11 protein-coding genes and 3 pseudogenes are annotated in these 18,559 nt (G+C 69.4%); 11 read left to right on the top strand and 3 right to left on the bottom strand.

What is annotated here, in order from left to right; all coding sequences use genetic code 11:
• The first annotated feature begins 90 nt into the window (after positions 1 to 90).
• The 5 genes from gcl to OH809_RS08810 all read left to right on the top strand — a co-directional run bounded on the left by gcl (position 91) and on the right by OH809_RS08810 (position 6,460).
• Positions 91 to 1,875, top strand: a complete 1,785-nt coding sequence (gcl, locus tag OH809_RS08830) for a glyoxylate carboligase (protein WP_406515007.1) — start codon at positions 91 to 93, stop codon at positions 1,873 to 1,875.
• Positions 1,876 to 2,101: 226 nt separating this feature from the next.
• Positions 2,102 to 3,103, top strand: coding sequence for an alpha/beta hydrolase (locus OH809_RS08825; protein WP_406515006.1), 1,002 nt, complete (start codon positions 2,102 to 2,104; stop codon positions 3,101 to 3,103).
• Entirely contained in the window at positions 3,096 to 4,262 is a 1,167-nt protein-coding gene (locus tag OH809_RS08820; protein ID WP_406515005.1) for an acyltransferase, read from the top strand. Before OH809_RS08825 ends, OH809_RS08820 begins: the two co-directional genes overlap by 8 nt.
• A gap of 210 nt (positions 4,263 to 4,472) precedes the next feature.
• Positions 4,473 to 5,792 (top strand): sensor histidine kinase, encoded by a 1,320-nt coding sequence (locus OH809_RS08815; protein ID WP_406515004.1) that lies wholly within the window; start codon positions 4,473 to 4,475, stop codon positions 5,790 to 5,792.
• Positions 5,789 to 6,460 (top strand): response regulator, encoded by a 672-nt coding sequence (locus OH809_RS08810; protein WP_406422946.1) that lies wholly within the window; start codon positions 5,789 to 5,791, stop codon positions 6,458 to 6,460. Before OH809_RS08815 ends, OH809_RS08810 begins: the two co-directional genes overlap by 4 nt.
• Before the next feature lie 415 nt (positions 6,461 to 6,875).
• Here OH809_RS08810 and OH809_RS08805 read toward each other — a convergent pair.
• The 3 genes and pseudogenes from OH809_RS08805 to OH809_RS08795 form a co-directional block, all read right to left on the bottom strand.
• Positions 6,876 to 6,992, bottom strand: a pseudogene (locus tag OH809_RS08805) (catalase-related domain-containing protein); the annotation flags it as partial.
• 88 nt (positions 6,993 to 7,080) lie between these two features.
• On the bottom strand, positions 7,081 to 7,980 hold the full coding sequence (locus tag OH809_RS08800; RefSeq protein WP_406515003.1) for a 2-hydroxy-3-oxopropionate reductase: 900 nt from the start codon (positions 7,978 to 7,980) through the stop codon (positions 7,081 to 7,083).
• A 49-nt stretch (positions 7,981 to 8,029) separates the two neighbouring features.
• Positions 8,030 to 8,890 carry a TIM barrel protein gene (locus OH809_RS08795; protein ID WP_406515002.1) on the bottom strand — a complete coding sequence of 287 codons (861 nt, stop codon included), beginning with the start codon at positions 8,888 to 8,890 and terminating at the stop codon, positions 8,030 to 8,032.
• 228 nt (positions 8,891 to 9,118) lie between these two features.
• On the opposite strand from OH809_RS08795, the pseudogene OH809_RS08790 reads away from it, so the two are divergent.
• From OH809_RS08790 to OH809_RS08765, 6 genes and pseudogenes are all read left to right on the top strand, one after another.
• Positions 9,119 to 9,680: pseudogene (locus OH809_RS08790) on the top strand (beta-propeller fold lactonase family protein); the annotation flags it as partial.
• Between the two features lie 9 nt (positions 9,681 to 9,689).
• Positions 9,690 to 10,049 carry an ROK family protein gene (locus OH809_RS08785; RefSeq protein ID WP_406516239.1) on the top strand — a complete coding sequence of 120 codons (360 nt, stop codon included), beginning with the start codon at positions 9,690 to 9,692 and terminating at the stop codon, positions 10,047 to 10,049.
• A complete protein-coding gene (locus OH809_RS08780; protein WP_406516238.1) occupies positions 9,958 to 10,347 on the top strand; it encodes an ROK family protein in 390 nt (129 codons plus the stop codon). The genes OH809_RS08785 and OH809_RS08780 overlap by 92 nt, the downstream gene beginning before the upstream one ends.
• Before the next feature lie 697 nt (positions 10,348 to 11,044).
• Positions 11,045 to 11,314: a hypothetical protein gene (locus OH809_RS08775; RefSeq protein WP_406515001.1), complete on the top strand. Its 270-nt coding sequence runs from the start codon at positions 11,045 to 11,047 to the stop codon at positions 11,312 to 11,314.
• A gap of 324 nt (positions 11,315 to 11,638) precedes the next feature.
• Positions 11,639 to 12,112, top strand: a pseudogene (locus tag OH809_RS08770) (ATP-binding cassette domain-containing protein); the annotation flags it as partial.
• Between the two features lie 312 nt (positions 12,113 to 12,424).
• On the top strand, positions 12,425 to 18,472 hold the full coding sequence (locus OH809_RS08765; protein ID WP_406515000.1) for a ThuA domain-containing protein: 6,048 nt from the start codon (positions 12,425 to 12,427) through the stop codon (positions 18,470 to 18,472).
• The last annotated feature ends 87 nt before the right edge of the window (positions 18,473 to 18,559 follow it).

The following is an 18,559-nucleotide window of genomic DNA, read 5'->3' as shown; positions in this document are numbered from 1 at the left end:
TAGCAGAAATAAACTTCCGTAATGCGGAATTGGCGCTCTCAGGTGGCGCGACAGAGCCCGACTCCACCAGGCCCGAGCAGGAGTACTCAAATGCCTCGAATGACCGCTGCCCGAGCGGCAGTTGAGATCCTCAAGCTGGAAGGCGTCACCCACGCGTTCGGCGTGCCGGGAGCGGCGATCAATCCCTTCTACGCGGCGCTCAAGGCCGGCGGTGGCATCGACCACACCCTGGCCCGCCATGTCGAGGGCGCGTCCCACATGGCCGAGGGCTATACCCGGAGCGCGGCCGGCAACATCGGCGTCTGCATCGGTACGTCGGGACCCGCCGGCACGGACATGATCACCGGGCTCTACTCGGCGATCGCCGACTCCATCCCGATTCTCTGCATCACCGGCCAGGCGCCGGTGGCCAAGCTCCACAAGGAGGACTTCCAGGCCGTCGACATCGCGTCGATCGCCAAGCCCGTGACCAAGGCCGCGACGACCGTCCTCGAGGCCGCGCAGGTGCCCGGCGTCTTCCAGCAGGCCTTCCACCTGATGCGCTCGGGCCGCCCGGGTCCGGTCCTCATCGACCTGCCCATCGACATCCAGCTGACCGAGATCGAGTTCGACCCGGAGACGTACCAGCCGCTGCCCGTCTACAAGCCGGCCGCGTCCCGTGCCCAGATCGAGAAGGCGATCGGTTTCCTGCTCGCCGCCGAGCGCCCGGTGATCGTCGCCGGCGGCGGCATCATCAACGCCGACGCCTCCGAACTCCTCGTCGAGTTCGCCGAGCTGACCGGCACCCCGGTCGTCCCGACGCTGATGGGCTGGGGCATCCTCGCCGACGACCACGAGCTCAACGCCGGGATGGTCGGCCTCCAGACCTCGCACCGCTACGGCAACGCGAACTTCCTGGAGTCGGACTTCGTCCTCGGCATCGGCAACCGCTGGGCCAACCGCCACACCGGCGACCTGGCCGTCTACACCAAGGGCCGGAAGTTCGTCCACGTCGACATCGAGCCCACTCAGCTCGGCAAGATCTTCCCGCCGGACCTCGGTATCGCCTCGGACGCCAGGGCCGCGCTGGAACTCTTCGTCGAGGTGGCCAAGGAGCTCAAGGCCGCGGGCAAGCTGCCGGACCGCAGCGCCTGGGCCGCATCCACCCAGGAGCGCAGGGCGAAGCTGCAGCGCCGTACCCACTTCGACCAAGTGCCGCTGAAGCCGCAGCGGGTGTACGAGGAGATGAACCGGGCCTTCGGACCGGAGACCCGCTACGTCACCACGATCGGCCTCTCCCAGATCGCCGGCGCGCAGATGCTGCACGTCTACCGGCCGCGCCACTGGATCAACTGCGGCCAGGCCGGCCCGCTCGGCTGGACCATCCCCGCCGCGCTGGGTGTTGCTACCGCCGACCCCGAGGGCCAGGTCGTCGCGCTCTCCGGGGACTACGACTTCCAGTTCATGCTGGAGGAACTGGCGGTCGGCGCGCAGCACAACATCCCGTACGTCCATGTCCTGGTGAACAACTCCTACCTGGGGCTGATCCGCCAGGCACAGCGCAACCTGGCCATCAACTTCCAGGTCAACCTGGAGTTCGAGAACATCAACTCCCCGGAATTGGGCGTCTACGGCGTCGACCACGTCAAGGTCGTCGAGGGGCTGGGCTGCAAGGCGATCCGCGTCACCGAGCCGGACCAGCTGCTGCCCGCGTTCGAGGAGGCCAAGAAGCTGGCCGCCGAATTCCGCGTCCCGGTGGTCGTCGAGGCGATCCTGGAGCGCGTCACCAACATCTCGATGAGCGGCGCCGGGATCGACGCCGTCAACGAGTGGGAGGACATTGCCACCGAGGCGGGCCACGCCCCGACGGCGATCCGCCCGTTCGTCGCGAGCTGACGCACTGTTCCTCGGTACGTCTCCCAGGTGGGGCGGATCACCGGAACCCGGAGATCCGCCCCACCTGCCGTCCCGGCCAGGCCGAACACGGCCGACGCCCCTACCCGTAGTACTTCAGAGCTACGCGGAAGGTGCCCTCCACGGGTGGACGCCGACGACACGGTCCACTGCCTAGCTTCTGTACCGGAAGCACGACGGACATCCGGTACGGAAGGACCATCCCCTTATGGCGCCCCGCCAGCCCAGGAGCCGCCCGCGCACGCGCCGGCTCTTCACGAGCCGCCCGCGCGGCGCCCGTACCCTCCTCGCAGCCCTTGTCATCGCCGCGGTCGCCGTGCCCGTCTCGGGTGCGGCCCGCCCCTCGGCCGTCCCGGCGCCCGCCCCCGCCGCCCTCGCCCCGCTGCGCGCGACCCTCGCCGCCCTGGCCGAGCGGTACTCCGTCAACCGCGGTTCCATCCGGGCGGCCGAACGGATGGCCACCGGCCACGGCGACCGGAAGCGGGCCGCCGCGCTGCGTGAACTGGCCGACCCGGCACGCCACTTCCTCTCCTTCGACGGCCGCGACGGCGGACGCGGCGTCGAAGTCTTCGGTGATCTGTCCACAGCACGCCAGATCGCCGTGCTGGTCCCGGGCGCGGGCATCCGTCTCGACAAGTACTGGCGGCTGAGGGCCGGTGGTGTCGCGCTCCAGCGGGAGCTCGGCGACGGCTCGGCGGTCATCGGCTGGCTCGGGTACGCAACGCCGGCCACGGTGAGCCCGGAAGCGGTGACGCCCGGCCTGGCCGAGCATGCCGCCCCCGAACTGCGCGCATTCCTAGACGAGTTGAAGACGTCCAAACCGTCCGCCCGGATCACACTGCTCTGCCACTCCTACGGATCCGTCGTCTGCGCCAAGGCCGCGCCCGGGCTGGAGGTCGCGGGCATCGTCCTGTACGGCAGTCCCGGCACCGGCGCGCGAAGCGTCGCCGCGCTGAACACCCCGGCCACCGTCTGGGCGGGCCGGGGCGGCAGCGACTGGATCGCCGACGTACCGCACGAGCAGCTCCGACTTCCGCATCTCACCCTCGGGTTCGGTACCGACCCGGTCTCGCCCGGGTTCGGTGCCCGGCACTTCGCGGCGGGCGACGGCGGCCACAGCGACTACCTGAAGCCCGGCTCCTCGTCCCTGAAGAACCTCGCCCGGATCGTCTCCGGCCGGACCCCTGCCGAGGAGGGCCGCCATGCGTGAACTCGTCCGGCGGATCGACGCCGCCACCCCGCCCGACCGCGACCGGGCCGTGGACGCCCTGCGCGCCCTCGCCATCCTGGGCGTGGTGCTCGGCCACTGGCTGGTCACCGCACTGATCGCCGACACCGGCACGGTGCGCGCCGCCAGCCCCCTCCAGCACATGCCCGAACTGATCCCGGTCTCCTGGCTGTTCCAGACACTCGCCGTCTTCTTCCTCGTCGGCGGACAGATGGCCGCGAAGAGCTACGCCTCCGCCCGCGCCCGCTGCACCACGTACGGGCAGTGGCTCGGCGCCCGGACGCTCCGGCTGTTCCGGCCGGTCGCCGCCGTGCTGGTGGTGTGGACCGTGATAGCAGGCACGCTGCTCGCCTCCGGGGTGGGCACGGAGACCGTGCACGCGCTGCTCAAGCTGGTGCTGTCGCCGCTCTGGTTCCTGCTCGTTTTCGCGGCACTGACCGCGGTCACCCCGCTGGTCTCCAGGCTCCATCCGCTCTGGCCGCTCGCCGTCGTGCTCCATGTCGACCTGATCCGGTTCGGACTGGGCGGGCCCGCCTGGCTCGGATGGATCAATGTGGCGGCCGGCTGGCTGGTCCCGTACTGCCTGGGCGCGACCTGGGCCCGCGGCGCCCTGCAGAGCCGGGCCACCGGATGGGCGCTGCTGCTGGTCGGCGTCGCGGCCACCGCCGGACTCGTTCTGTGGGCCGGCTACCCCGCGTCCATGGTCGGGGTGCCGGGAAGCAGGATCTCCAACCTCGACCCGCCCACCCTCGCGGCCGTCGCCTTCGGTCTCGCCCAGTGCGGCGCAGCCCGGCTGCTGCTCGGCCCGCTGCGGCGGGTCCTGCGCCGCCCCGCGGCGTGGGCGGCGGTGGCGCTGGTCAACCTCTCCGCGATGACGGTCTTCCTCTGGCACCAGACCGCGATGATGGCGGTCACCGCCATCGGTCTGCTCGCGGGAGAGGCACTGCCCGGACTGCACACCGTGCCCAGGGATTCGGGCTGGGTGCTCGCACGTCTGGCGTGGCTGCCGGCGTTCGCCGTGGCGCTGCTGGTCTGCTGGGCGGCGTTCCGTAAGTACGAGGAGGGGCGGCCGCGACGCGGGAAGGGGTGGATCGTCCGCGAGAACCGTCCCACCAGGACCTCGGTGATGCGCAGTGCCTGAGGCCGGCCGGCAATTGGGGGGCGGCGTCACGGGGCTGGGGCACGCACCTCGCGGCGTTGTCGTCCATCACCATGTTCCCCGAGCTCTCGGCTTCGCTCGAGCAGGGGAGGCCCCATTCGCGATGGCTCAATCCTCCGCCTTGCGATGCACGCACCCCAGCCCCGCTCCTTCACCCACCCCCCAATTGCCGGTCGGCCTAAGGTGGTCCAGATGACGTGGAAATCAGTGGGGGACAAGGAGCGGTTGAAGACCGCCCTGCGGAGGGCGCCACGCGTCCTGTTCGAGGATCTGACGACGCCCGCCGACCCGCTGCCGGACATGGGCCAGCCCGGATGGCCGGTCTGGCGGCCGGTGTTCGGGATGCTGCTGGTCATCTGCGCGGCCTTCCTCACCGTGTTCCATGTGAACGAGATGAGTCCGGTCGACGGCGGCGGCGTCCCCAAGTACGGCTTGCTGGGCATCGCCCACGGGGCGGCGCTCGTCGCCGCGATGTTCCGCCCGGTGTCGGCCTGGTGGGCGTCGACCGTCCTCATGCTCGTCACCGTGCGGCTCAACGAGCCCGATATGAGCGGGGACCAGTTGTTCCCATGGAGCGTTTCCGGGCTCGCGCTCCAGTGCGGGGTGCTCTTCCTGCTGGCGCTGCGGGTCCCGCCCCGCCGCGCGGCCGGGGCGCTGGTGATCACTCTCCTCGCCGGACTGGCCTGCACCCTCTTCACCACCACGCCGCACAACTACGACATCGACCGCTCCACTCCGGTCCTGATCGCCGCCGTGGTACTCGGCGCCGCGCTGCGCGGCCTGCGGGTGGCCCGCACCCAGCTCGTCGTCCAGGAGGAGCTCACCGCCGGGGAGCGGGCCCGGCGCACCCTCCTGGAGGAGCGCAACCGCATCGCCCGCGAGCTGCACGACGTGGTCGCCCACCACATGTCGGTGATCTCCATCCAGGCGCAGGTCGCCCCGCACCTGGTCGAGAACCCGTCCGACGAGCTCCGGGAGAACCTCGCGGGCATCCGGCAGAATGCCGTCGAGGCGCTCACCGAGCTGCGCCATGTGCTTGGCGTACTCCGTTCCGAGGACGCCCTGTCGCAAGGGGTGAGGCACACCCCGCAGCCCACCCTCGACCGGCTCGACGAACTGGTCGCCAATGTGCGCGGCGCCGGGCTCACGGTCACCATCGCCACCACCGGTGCGCCGCGCGCGCTGCCGCCCGGTGTCGCGTTGTCGGCCTTCCGGATCGTCCAGGAGGCGCTCAGCAACGCGATGAGGCATGCCCCCGGCGCACAGGTGCGGGTGGAGACGGCCTACGGGACGACCGGGCTGACCGTCCGGATCACCAACACCGCGCCCGACGGGCCGGCCACGCCCTCGCAGTCCATGGGGCACGGGCTGCTGGGGATGCGCGAACGCACCGCCATGCTGGGTGGCGAGCTCGCGGCCGGGGCGACCCCGGACGGCGGCTACGAGGTCACGGCTATCCTGCCGGTGAGCGCCCCTGCCCTGGCCACCGGATCTGCCGAGGACACCCCGTGACGACCATTCGCGTACTCATCGCCGACGACCAGATGATGGTTCGTCAAGGTTTTACGGTGCTGCTCGACGCCGAACCCGGCATCGAGGTCGTCGGTCAGGCGGTGGACGGCCTCGACGCCGTCGCCAAGGTCGCCGAACTCGCCCCGGACGTCGTCCTCATGGATGTCAGGATGCCTGTGCTCGGCGGTATCGAGGCGACCCGCCGCATCACGTCACCGCCCGGCGCCCGGGTCAAGGTGCTCATCCTGACCACTTTCGATCTCGACGAGTACGTGTACGAGGCGCTCCGCGCGGGCGCGTCCGGCTTTCTCCTCAAGGATGCATCGGTCGAGGAACTGGCCCATGCGGTAAGGGTGGTGGCGTCCGGTGACGCGCTTCTCGCCCCGAACATCACCAAGCGGCTGATCGCCGAGTTCTCCCGGATGACCGCCGCCCCCCGGGCGCCGCTGAAGGACCGCGTCGGTCAACTGACGGAACGCGAGACAGAGGTGCTGTCCCTGATTGCCCAGGGTCTGTCGAACGCGGAGATAGCCCAGTTGCTGGTGGTGGCGGAGCAGACCGCGAAGACCCATGTGAGCCGGATACTGGCCAAACTGGGGCTGCGCGACCGGACGCAGGCGGCGGTCTTCGCCTACGAGACGGGCCTGGTGCGCCCGGCCGGCTACTGACGTCCATGCGAAAGGGCGGGAGCACGGGACTGTCCGTACCCCCGCCCCGGGGTGGTGACCGCCCGACGGCGGGAGGCCGGCGCGACCGTTTCGTTCACGCCGCCGGGCGGAGTTCTGCAGGCTGAGAGGCTGGTTGAGCCGGGACCGCGGCGGCGGGCGATGGGCGGCCGGGCCCGCTCTCTCTCAGGTCGAGAGCGGCCGTCGGCTGCCTTCACCACCGCACTGGCTCGCACGCCGCCGCGGTCCTCGGTCGCGTCCGTCCCGCCGGACACCCCTCAGGGCCGGCCGGACGGACAGCGCAGGGGAAATGATCTCCCGTCACATCCCTTGCGCGGTCTGGGTGTTCCAGGGCAGCTCGTTTGGATCGTGGCTGGGGTCGCGGGGTGATCCAGCCTGATCCGGACGAAAGACCACAGTCCTCGCGCAGGGCGCGGACAGCTTCCTCGACGCGCTTGCCGTAGTCGGCGTCGGCGGCGTGGAAGTGCGCGAGGTTCTTCTCGATCACGTCGTCGCGGGTGACCTGGGAGAGGCCTTGGAGGTGTTCCGGATGGTGCCGACGCCTGGGCGCGACAGGACAGGTGTCAGCGCCGACACCATCCGGAAGTCTGTGGGGCGACCGGTCAGGCCTGGACGGGCCGACCCGAGAGGCGCTCGACCGCGCGCAGCAGGGCCGAGTGGTCCAGGCCGCCGTCGCCCTGCGCGCGGAGCGAGGCGACGATCTGGGCGACGACGGCGCCGACGGGGAGCGCGGCACCGACATTACGGGCGGCGTCGGTGACGATGCCCATGTCCTTGTGGTGCAGGTCGATCCGGAAGCCCGGCGCGAAGTCGCGCCTCAGGAAGTTGTCCTTCTTGCGGGTCAGCACGGTCGAGCCGGCCAGTCCGCCGTTCAGCACGTCGAGCGCGGCCGCGAGGTCGACCCCGGACTTCTCCAGGAAGACGACGGCCTCGGCGCAGGCCTGGATGTTGACCGCGACGATCAGCTGGTTGGCGGCCTTCACCGTCTGGCCGGAGCCGTGCGGGCCGCAGAGCACGACCGTCTTGCCGAGCGCCCGCAGGATCGGCTGCGCGGCGTCGAAGTCGGCCTGCTCGCCGCCGACCATGATCGACAGCACGGCTTCGATCGCACCGGCCTCGCCACCGGAGACCGGGGCGTCCAGGACGCGGATGCCCTTCTCCTTCGCGTTCTTCGCGAGGTCGACGGAGGTCTGCGGGGTGATCGAGGACATGTCGATCAGCAGGGCACCCGACTTCGCGTTCGCCAGGATGCCCTCGGGGCCGTACGCGATGGCCTCGACGTGCGGGGACGCGGGCACCATCGTGATGACGACATCGGCGTCCCGGACCGCCTCGGCGATCGAACCCGCGCCGTGCCCGCCGGCCGCGGCCAGCCGGTCGATCTTGTCCTGCTCCAGGGTGTATCCGGTGACGTCGTAACCGGCCTTGATCAGGTTCTCGGACATGGGGGAGCCCATGATGCCGAGTCCGATCCACGCAACCTTGGGGAGGTTGTTGCTCATGAGGGGGTGCCTTCCTGAAAACGTGTGTACGAGGGGGAGTCCGACGCCCTCAGCGAGCCGCTCGGGCCTCGGCCGGGAGCCATGCGAAGGACTCGGCGCTCGGCCGGTCGCCGGGCTTGTACTCCAGGCCGACCCAGCCGTCGTAACCGGCCTTCGTCAGCTCGTCGAGGAGCTGCTCCAGCGGCAGGGAGCCGGTGCCGGGCGCGCCGCGCCCCGGGTTGTCGGCGATCTGGACGTGACCGCTCCGGTCGGCGTACGCGGCGATGACCTGGCTGAGGTCCTCGCCGTTCATCGAAAGGTGGTACAGGTCCAGCAGGAACTTCGCATTGCCGAGCCCCGTCGCGGCGTTGACCTTGTCGACGACCTCGATCCCGGCCGGTGCGCTCACCAGCGGGTAGCGCGGCGACTCCGGCTCGTTCAGGGTCTCGATCAGCAGAACCGCCCTGATCCGGTCGGCCGCGCGGGCGGCCAGGACCAGGTTTTCCAGGGCGAGTTCGTCCTGCACGGCCGGGTCCACGCCGTCGACGCGGTTGCCGTACAGCGCGTTGAGCGCCTTGCAGCCGACCGAGGCGGCGAAGCCGGCCGCCACCTCGATATTGGCGCGGAAGCGGTCCGACTCCGGGCCGGGCACGGAGAGCGCGCCGCGGTCGGGTCCGGGCAGCTGTCCGGCGTAGAAGTTCAGCCCCACCAGCTGCGTGCCGGCGTCGTCGAGCGCCTTCTTGAGGGCGTCGAGTTCGCTCTGCGGCGGGGTGAGGGTCTCGATCCAGGGCCACCACAGCTCGACCGCCGTGAAGCCCGCCGCGGCAGCGGCGGCGGGGCGCTCCAGAAGCGGGAGTTCCGTGAAGAGGATCGAAAGGTTCACATCGAAGCGCTGGTCCGGCCCAGTCTTCTGCGAATCGAGAGAGGCCATGAGGGTCAGGCGCTCCTTCCGTATTGCGGAAGTTGGTTTCTGCTTATCGGAAGATTGCCCGGGGGTGCGGCGGGCTGTCAAGGGGGTGCCCGGAATTCGGGCCGGTCAGGGCTCGTCCGGACACGCGGAAGGCGGGGTGGACGTCTTCCGTGCGTCCACCCCGCCCGCTGTTCTCCGGCTGCCGCGCTGTCCCGCGGGTACGGTGTCGGGATGTCGCCCCCGCGGCCCGGGGAGCGCACCGCCCTGGCCACCCACACGGCCCCGGCCCCCGGCCCCGGCCAGGGCGGACCGCACGCCCATCAGATCGTCACCGCCCCCGGCGGCCATGTCCTCGCGGTCGACCTGGGCAACGACACCGTGTACACCTACCGGCTCGACCCGCGCCAGGGCACGCTCCACCACGTCTCGTACGCCGCACTGCGCCCAGGTGCGGGACCGCGCCACCTGGCCTTCCACCCCGGCGGCCGCTTCGCCTGTCTCGCCTGCGAGGTCGACAATACGGTCGTCGTCTGCGGTTACGACATCGCGAGCGGCACCCTCACCCCGGGGACCCCGCAGTCCACCGGAACCGGTACGGGGACCAGCTGTCCCGCCCAGCTCCTGGTCACCGGCGACGGCTGCTTCGCCTACCTCGCGAACCGCGGGCACAACAGCCTGACCCGCTACGCCGTCGCGGGCGGCGGGGCCGCGCTGCGGCTGATCGACACGGTGCCGGTGGGCGGCGACTTCCCCCCGGCAGATCGCCTTCTCGCCGGACGGAGGCCTGCTCTTCGCCGCCGACCTTCGAGCGATCGCCGAGATGTGCGACGCGTGCTTGACGGCCCTGCCTGACGCGTTGTTCGGGCGGGCGCCGATCGTCGCCGGCCTGGGCGTTGCCGTCCCCGGTCTGGTGGGCGAGGCGCGAAGGGTCGTCAGCCGTGCGCCGCACCTGGAATGGGGGAACGTCCACGTGGTCGACGGGCTCAGGGAGGAACTTGGAAACCGGGTCGGTGTCATCACCGCGGGAAATGATGCCAACCGTGCGGCACTTGCCGAGTACCGGGTGGGGAGCCAGGCCGGCAGTCGGGATCTGGTCTATATCTCGGGGCGACGTCGGTATCGGCGAGGGCCTGATCGTTCAGGGAAGGCCGTTGGTCGGTTCGCGTGGATACGGCGGTGAGGTCGGGCATGTGACGGTGCATCCGGACGGCCCGCTGTGCGGGTGCGGGCGCCGGGGCTGCTGGGAGGCGTTTGTCGGCCTCAACGCTCTTCAGGGTTACTTCCGTTCGGACACAGACGGCTCACCGGCAAGCGCGGCACAGGCCGTTGACTCCTCGACCGGGGTGGGGGCGGTGGCCCGTGCGGACCAGTCGCTGGGCACCGTGAGGCCGACGGAGGCGTGCTCGAGCGTGGGGGGCTGCTGTCGTCGGTGTGCGTGGTCGTCAGGTGGTTGTGGAGCCGGGCTTGACGACCACTGAGCCGCCGAGCGCGAGCTGGTGCGGCGGGACGAAGCTGGGCACGTGCCACTTGTGGCCGACCGTGCCGTCGCAGGCCGCCAGGTCCAGCTGGGCTCCACTGGCGATCTTCGCGTCGGGGTCGTCCAGGCGGCGCCACGGCCCCGGGCATCGGGTATGGCGAAGGCTGGTGATGCGGAGCCGGCGTCCGGCGGGGTGGGGAGCCCGCCGCTGGACCCCGGCTCCGTGACAGCCGAGCCCCGACCTGTGTCAGGTAGGGGCTCGGGACGAGTCCGGGCCGCGCCTACACCCGGACCGACCGGCGGGAAGGCCCGGACGCATGCCCGGACGGGGTGCCGAAGCCGTCCTGTAGGCGATGGTTCAGCGCCGCGGGACACCGCGGCAGTGAACCATCGTTCTCAGCGAGCCGGCGTGTGCCACCGGGGCGGTCGGGCAGGGGAAGGCAGTGCGTGTAAGCGCCACTGCCCGATCCCGTGTGCACTCGAGTCATGGGGTGTCGGGTCCGGTTGCTGAGCTGCGTGCATGGTTCTCCTCATCTCAGGTCGGCCCTGTGAACCGTCAACCGGTCACCTGTATCTGTGTCGACCCGTGCTGGGCATCACCAACAGACAACGAACAACGTACGAGTGATGCAACCGCCCCGCAGAGCACGGTAGGTGAGTCCATATTTAGCGTCAATACACGTGCATCAAGTATCGCGATGGCGGGCGATCCACTCGTCGACGGAGTGCGGGAATCCGTCGCCCGTCATGCCCAGCCGGCCATCGCCCAGGGAATGAGCGTGCACGTCGCCGGGCTCGGGCTGGACGCCGAGCGGCGCGGTGCGGTCGCGAGCGCCATCGGCCAGGTGCTGAGCATCGACCGGTACGGCGTCGGTCCGGCCTGGGCCCCGTCGCCGGTCTCCGGACCGACGGCCGGCGACGGGCGTGCCGAGTGCAAGGACGCGGAGTGCTCTCGATCGACCACTTGACCGCCGGTGGTCTCGGCTCCTAATTTGTCAGGGCACTAGACGAATTCAAGGTTCGAGGCTTCCGCCCCAACGGGCCTCCGGTGGAGCGTCACCCGCCGGCACCTTGTTCTCAGCCGTATCCCGACAGCTCGTCAGCGAGCATGCGTACACGCCGCCGTCAGACGTCGGCGCGGCGTCGGGCTGAATCCTGCTCCAGGGCGCTGCGTCGGCAACCCGCCGAAGCTCCTCCCGCCGGCCGGCAATCCACACCACACGGCACGCGCTGCGACAGCCTGCCGATACGTCACATCCGAGGGTGTCGCCATGTCTGCTTCTTTGCTCGAAATGCGAAATATCACCAAACAGTTCCCCGGCGTTCGCGCTCTCGACGGTGTCGACCTCGAAGTCCGCGCAGGGGAGGTGCACTGCCTGCTCGGTCAGAACGGAGCGGGCAAATCCACACTGATCCGGGTGCTCGCCGACGTCCATCACCCCGATACCGGCACCATCCGCTGGGACTCGGCCGAAACCCGCTTCGACCGTCCGACGGCCGCCATGAAGTGCGGCATCGCCACGATCTACCAGGAGCTCGACCTGGTCGACGGGCTGTCCGTGGCCGAGAACATCTTCCTCGGCCACGAGCCGGCGCGGTTCGGCTTCAACCGGCGTGCGCAGGCCCAGCAGGCCTCCCGTGTCCTGCTCGAGCGCCTCGGCCACGGGGAGATCCCACCGGGCACGGCAGTCGGCCGGCTGCCTGCCGCGAGCCGGCAGATCGTGAGCATGGCCCGGGCGCTGTCGTACGACGCCCGGCTCATCGTCGGCCCGTGCGCACGCTCTCGGGCGGCAACCAGCAGAAAGCCGTACCGGCGTCGAACCGACGTGACCCGGCAGGCTCCGCCGCCCACACGCACCCACGCGGCACTCACGTGCGCACCGCACAGCGACGGCCGGTGCACGGCCTGGCGCCACGCCGCCGTCCCCAGAACGCCGGTTCCCCCCTCCAAGGGGTGCGGCCGGTGAGCAAGGAATGCAAGAAACGGGGTGGAGGCGGATTCGCAGCCGCACCTCCACCCCGCCGCATCTCACAGCACTCCACATCTCGTGCACACAACTCACTACACAGGAGCATCAGTGAGACGATCACTCAGCCGCCTGCTGGCGGCAGTGACGGCCGTGCTTCTCACCGTACCTTTGCTGGCGGGCCTGGCAAGCACCGCTTATGCGCATACGGGAGATACTCCGGCCTTCCGGGTCCTGGTCTTCTCCAAGACCACGGGATTCCGGCACGACTCGATCCCCGACGGCATCGCCGCCATCCAGAAACTCGGTGCGGACAACAACTTCGCTGTCGACGCGACCGAGGACGCGACACTGTTCACGGAGACGAACCTGGCGAAGTACCAGACGGTCGTCTTCCTCTCCACCACGGGTGATCCGCTGGATCAGGAGTCGGAGAAGGCCGCGTTCCAGAAGTACATCGAACAGGGCGGCGGTTTCGTGGGCATCCACGCCGCGGCCGACTCTGGATACAACTGGGCCTGGTACGGCAATCTGGTCGGCGCCTACTTCAAAGACCACCCCGCCCAACAGCAGGCCACGCTCAACGTCGAGGACCCGGCCCACCCGTCGACCGAGGAACTGCCGAGCCGTTGGTCGCGCACCGATGAGTGGTACAACTACCAGACCAATCCGCGCGGCAAGGTCCACGTGCTGACCTCCCTGGACGAGAAGTCGTACAGCGGCGGCGGGATGGGCGCGGACCACCCCAACACCTGGTGCCAGAACTACGACGGCGGCAAGTCCTGGTACACCGGCCTGGGGCACACGAAGGAGAGCTACACCGATCCCAACTTCCTGCACCTGCTCCTCGGCGGCCTTCAGACCACCGCCGGAGCGGTGCAGGCGGACTGTTCCGCCTCCCTCACCTCGAGCTTTCAAAAGGTCCCGCTGGACACCGACACGAACGACCCGATGATGCTGGAGGTCGCCAAGGACGGCCGGGTGTTCTTCGCCAGCCTCGGCGGTGACGTCAAGGCCATCCTGCCGGGCAGCAACCAGGTGGTGAACTCCGGGCACCTCAACGTGCTGACGGCCAATGAGAGCGGCATGCTCGGTCTCACGCTCGACCCGGGCTTCGCCACCAACCACTGGCTGTACGTCTTCTACTCGCCGACAGGTGAGTCGGTGGACCAGATCTCCCGCTTCACCGTCAACTCCGACAGCACCCTGGACAAGGCGAGCGAGAAAGTCGTGCTCAAGGTGCCGGTGCAGCGGGACACGTGCTGCCACCACGGCGGTGCCATGCTGTTCGACAAGGACGGGAACCTCTGGCTCAGCACCGGCGACAACACCAACCCCTTCGGCAGCCCGACGAACTCCCGCGCGCCACTGGACTACAGGCCGGGACAGTCGGCGTCCGACGCCGCGCGCTCATCGGGCAACACCAACTCCCTGTCGGGCAAGGTCCTGCGGATCCACCCGGAGGCGGACGGTACCTACACCGTCCCGTCGGGCAACCTCTTCCCGCCTGGTACCGCGGAGACCAAGCCGGAGATCTATGCCATGGGGTTCCGCAACCCCTTCCGGATCGGCACCGACCCCGAGACCGGACGGGTGCTCGTCGCGGACTACGGCCCGGACGCGGGCAGTGACGACCCCAAGCGTGGCCCGAGGAACGCGGTGGAGTGGAACATCCTGCAGAAGCCGGGCAACTACGGCTGGCCGTTCTGTCTCGCCAACAACCAGCCGTACATCCACTACGACTACGCCACCGGCGTGTCCGGTGAGCCCTACGACTGCGCCAACGGCCCGGTCAACGACTCGCCCAACAACACCGGGCTCAAGCAGCTGCCCAAGCCGATCCCGGCCACCGTCTGGTACCACTACGACGGCAGCGCGGAGTTTCCCCCGCTGAGCGGCGGCGCTCCCATGGCCGGCCCGATCTACCGGTACGACGCGGCCTTGAACTCTGACAACAAGTGGCCCGAGTACTACGACGGCAAGGCGATCTTCGCCGAGTGGAACACCAGCCAGATGTACACGTTCCAGCTCGACGACAACCAGTCCGCGGTCAACAAGGTCAACCCCTTCCTGAAGGGGATGGGCTTCGCCAAGCCGATGGACATGAAGTTCGGGCCCGACGGTGCGCTCTACATGATCGAATGGGGCAGCAGCTTCGGCGGCAACAACGCCGACTCGGGCATCTACCGCATCGACTACGTCAACGGCCGCCGGTCGCCGGTGCCCAAGCTGACCGCCACCCCGACCAACGGCAGCGCACCGCTGACCGTGAAGTTCTCCTCCAACGGATCGAGCGACCCCAACGGCGGCTCGCTCACCTACGCGTGGGACTACGACGCCGACGGCACGGTCGACTCCACCGAACCGAACCCGACCTACACCTACACCACTGCGGGCAACTTCACCGCGAGCCTGACCGTGACCAACACGGCCGGCAAGTCGGCCTCGCTGACCCAGCAGATCACCGTCGGCAACACCCAGCCGACCGTCACCCTCGACGGACCCGCCGAAGGCGGGGCGTTCGACTGGGGCGACAAGGTTGACTTCTCCACGACCGTCACCGACCCCGAGGACGGTTCGACCAACCCGGGCGGCGGCATCGACTGCTCCCAGGTGACGGTGACGGCGTCCCTCGGTCACGCGACCCACGCGCATGCGATGGAGCAGTTCCACGCCTGCCAGGGCACCAGCCAGACGGCGATGTCGCCCGGACACGGTGGGGCCGAAAACATCTTCTGGGTGCTGGACAGCACCTACCGGGACAAGGGCGGCGCCGGCGGCTCCAGCCCGCTGACCGGTAAGAAGACCATCGTCCTGCATCCGAAGAAGATGCAGGCGGAGTTCTACACGGCCGCCTCCAGCAGCATCAAGTCGGCCGCCACCACCGACCCGACCCACGGTGAAGTGGATGTTGCCGGGATCAACGACGGGTCGTACACCGCCTACAGCGACGTCAACTTCTCCCGGATCGACTCGCTGACGTTCCGGGTGGCCAACCTGGCCGGCGGCACGATCGAAGCGCACGCGGACAGCGTCACCGGACCGCTGATCGCCACCGCCGCCGTACCGGCCGGCAAGGGCGAGTACAGCTACATCACAGCTCCGGTCAAGGACCCTGGTGGCGTCCACACGCTGTACCTGGTCTTCAAGGGCGCGAGCGCCGGAGCCCAGAACCTCTTCCGGCTCAACTGGATGCACCTCGACGGCAGGGGCGCGACGGCCGGCAACGCCCAGCCGTTCGTGATGGTGGACGGGCAGCCGCTCACCGGCGACCTGCCTCTGGCGGTGAAGTTCACCGCCCGCGGAATCGACCCCCAGGGATCGGCGCTCACCTACAAGTGGGACTTCGGCGACGGAACCACCTCCACGGAGCAGAACCCGACCCACACCTACACCAAGGCCGGGCCGTTCACCGCGAAGGTGACCGCCACCAACGCCCTCGGGGTCTCGAGCATCGAGGAAGAGACCATCAGCGGCACCGCCACCCTCCCCACCATCAGCTGCTTGGGCAAGCTGTCGGACGAGTTCAACGGCACCTCGCTGGACGAGACCCGGTGGAGCGTCGTCCGGCAGAACCAGGACCTCGCGGTCAAGGACGGCAGCCTGGTGATACCCACCAGCGACACCGACATCTACGGCGCAGGAGGCGACACCCCCAACATCGTCCTGCAGCCGGCCCCCTCCGGCGCGTGGCAGGCGACCACGAAACTGACCCTGCCCGCGGTGCAGAGCTACCAGCAGGCGGGCCTCGTCCTGTACGGCGACGACAACAACTACGCCAAGATGATGTTCGAGGGCCGCTCCGGCTCGCCCGACGCGGCGCAGAACGTCTTCCAGTTCGCCCGTGAGAACAACGGCAGCCCCTCGGAGACCAACAGCGCCGCCGTGGGCCCGAACTTCCCCAGCACCGTGTACCTGCGTCTGACGAGCGACGGCACCAACATCACCGGGTCGTACTCCTCGGACGGCGCGACCTTCAAGGACATCCCCGGCGCCAAGCCGATCAGCGGCATCACCAACCCCCGGATCGGCCTGATGAGCCTGGCCGGCAAGGGCACCACGCCGGTGATCGACGCGGCCTTCGACTGGTTCCACCTCACGCCCGACGCGTCGGCCCCCCAGGCCACCCCGGGTGACGAGTTCGACGGCAGCGCGCTGGACGGCTGCCGCTGGAACTCCGTCGTACGGCCCGACCTGACCGCGTTGGGGATGAGCGACGGGCAGCTGCAGATCACCACCTCGAAGGGAGACATCTTCTCCACACCCAACACCGACCCCAAGAACCTGATCCTGCAGAAGGCCCCGGCCGGCGACTGGACGATCGAGACCAAGATCGACGGCACCGCCTTCAACCAGGGCTATCAGCAGGGCGGCGTGATGGTCCGCGTCGACGACGACAACTACGTCAAGCTCGACTACATCGCGGATTCCGCGACCAGCCGGCGCATCGAGTTCCGCTCCGAGTCGGGCGGCAAGGTCGACGCGACCGCGCCGGACGTCAGGAACCTGACCAATGGCGTCTGGTACCTGCGGATCGCCAAGCAGGGCAGCGCCTATCACGGCTTCTACTCCAGTGACGGCAAGAGCTGGACCGAGATGTCGGCCCCGCTGACGAACACCGCCCTGGACACGGGATCGGCGCTCGGCGTGTTCGCCATCGGGGTGAACCAGCAGACGCCGGCGACCGCCAAGTTCGACTACTTCCATCTCGACGGCGCGACGGGTACGGGGGACAAGACGCCCCCGGTGACCAAGGCGACACTGACCCCCGGCACCCCGGACGGGAAGGTCGACTGGTACGTCTCGCCGGTCTCGGTGTCACTCGCCGCGACCGACGCCGCGGGCGGCAGCGGGGTGGACCGCACCGAGTTCAAGCTCGACGGCGCGGCCTCGTACACCCCCTACACCGCTCCGCTGACCATCGACACCACGGGAACCCACACCTTGAACTTCCGGTCGGTGGACAAGGCCGGGAACATCGAGACGGCCCAGAGCGTCACGGTGAAGGTGGACGTGGACAAGCCGACCGCGGCTGCCACGCTCGACCCGGCCGCACCCAACGGCAAGAACGACTGGTACACCTCGCCGGTCACCGCCGCGCTCACTGCCCAGGACGCCGGCAGTGGCGTCGGTAGCCTGAAGTACGACCTCGACGGCGACGCCGGCGTCGGCTACACCACGCCCGTCACGATGGCCGATGGGAAGCACACGCTCGTCGTGCATCCGACGGACCTGGCCGGGAACGCCGGTGACGCTGTGACCCGGCAGGTGAACGTCGACGCGACCGCGCCGGTCACCACGGCGGCCATGGCCGGACCCACCGGCGACAACGGCTGGCGGACCGGTCCCGCCTCCGTGACGCTCAAGGCCGCCGACGGCAGCGGCTCCGGAGCCGATTCCACGCAGTACAAGGTCGACGGCGGCGACTGGAAGCCGTTCACGGGTGCGTTCACCGTGACCGGCGACGGAACCCACACCATCTCCTACCGCTCGACCGACAAGGCGGGCAACGTGGAGTCCGTCAAGTCCAGCACGCTCAAGATCGACGGCACCGCACCCGCGGTGCTGGTCAGCGGCCTGACCGACAAGACCGTGTACGGAGACAGCGTGACCGTCTCGGTCGGCGTCGGCGTGACCGACGCCACGTCGGGAGTGGGCGCCAGCAGTGCGACCCTGGACGGCAAGCCCGTCACCACCACGACGCCCACCCCGCTGCCACTGCGCCAACTGGCCCTGGGGGAGCACGTGTTCGCGGTGACAGCGCGCGACAGCGCGGGCAATACCACCGCCGTCCGGCTGGTCTTCTACGTCACCACGTCCTACAAGGACATGGGTGCGCTGATCGACCAGTCCGTAGCCAAGGGGGACCTCGACCGGGTCGGCGCCACCAAGCTGCACGTGCAGATCGACAATGCCGCGGCGGTGCAGGCACGCGGTAAGGCCAAGCCGGCCATCGTCGAGCTCGACGTGCTGCGGACCATGATCGCGGGCAGGGCGGACGTGACCCTGACGTCCGCCGATCAGACGCTGCTCAACCGTGATGCGCAGTATCTGATCGTCGCGCTCGGCGGTACCGCCTCCGAGGCGGGACTGTCAGCGGCCGATTACCAGATGGTTGCCGCCCAGGTGGCCGCCGTGAACAAGGCACTGGGGAAGTAATCGCACCACCCACGGTGCCGGGTGCGGCCGGGTTCTCCCCGGCCGCACCCGGCACCACCACCACCCCCCCACGCTACGCACAGACAA

Source organism: Streptomyces sp. NBC_00873 (genome assembly GCF_045207415.1).
Lineage (GTDB): Bacteria > Actinomycetota > Actinomycetes > Streptomycetales > Streptomycetaceae > Streptomyces.
The sequence above is the reverse complement of the archived record's forward strand: the minus strand, read 5'-3'. Positions and strand labels throughout refer to the sequence as shown.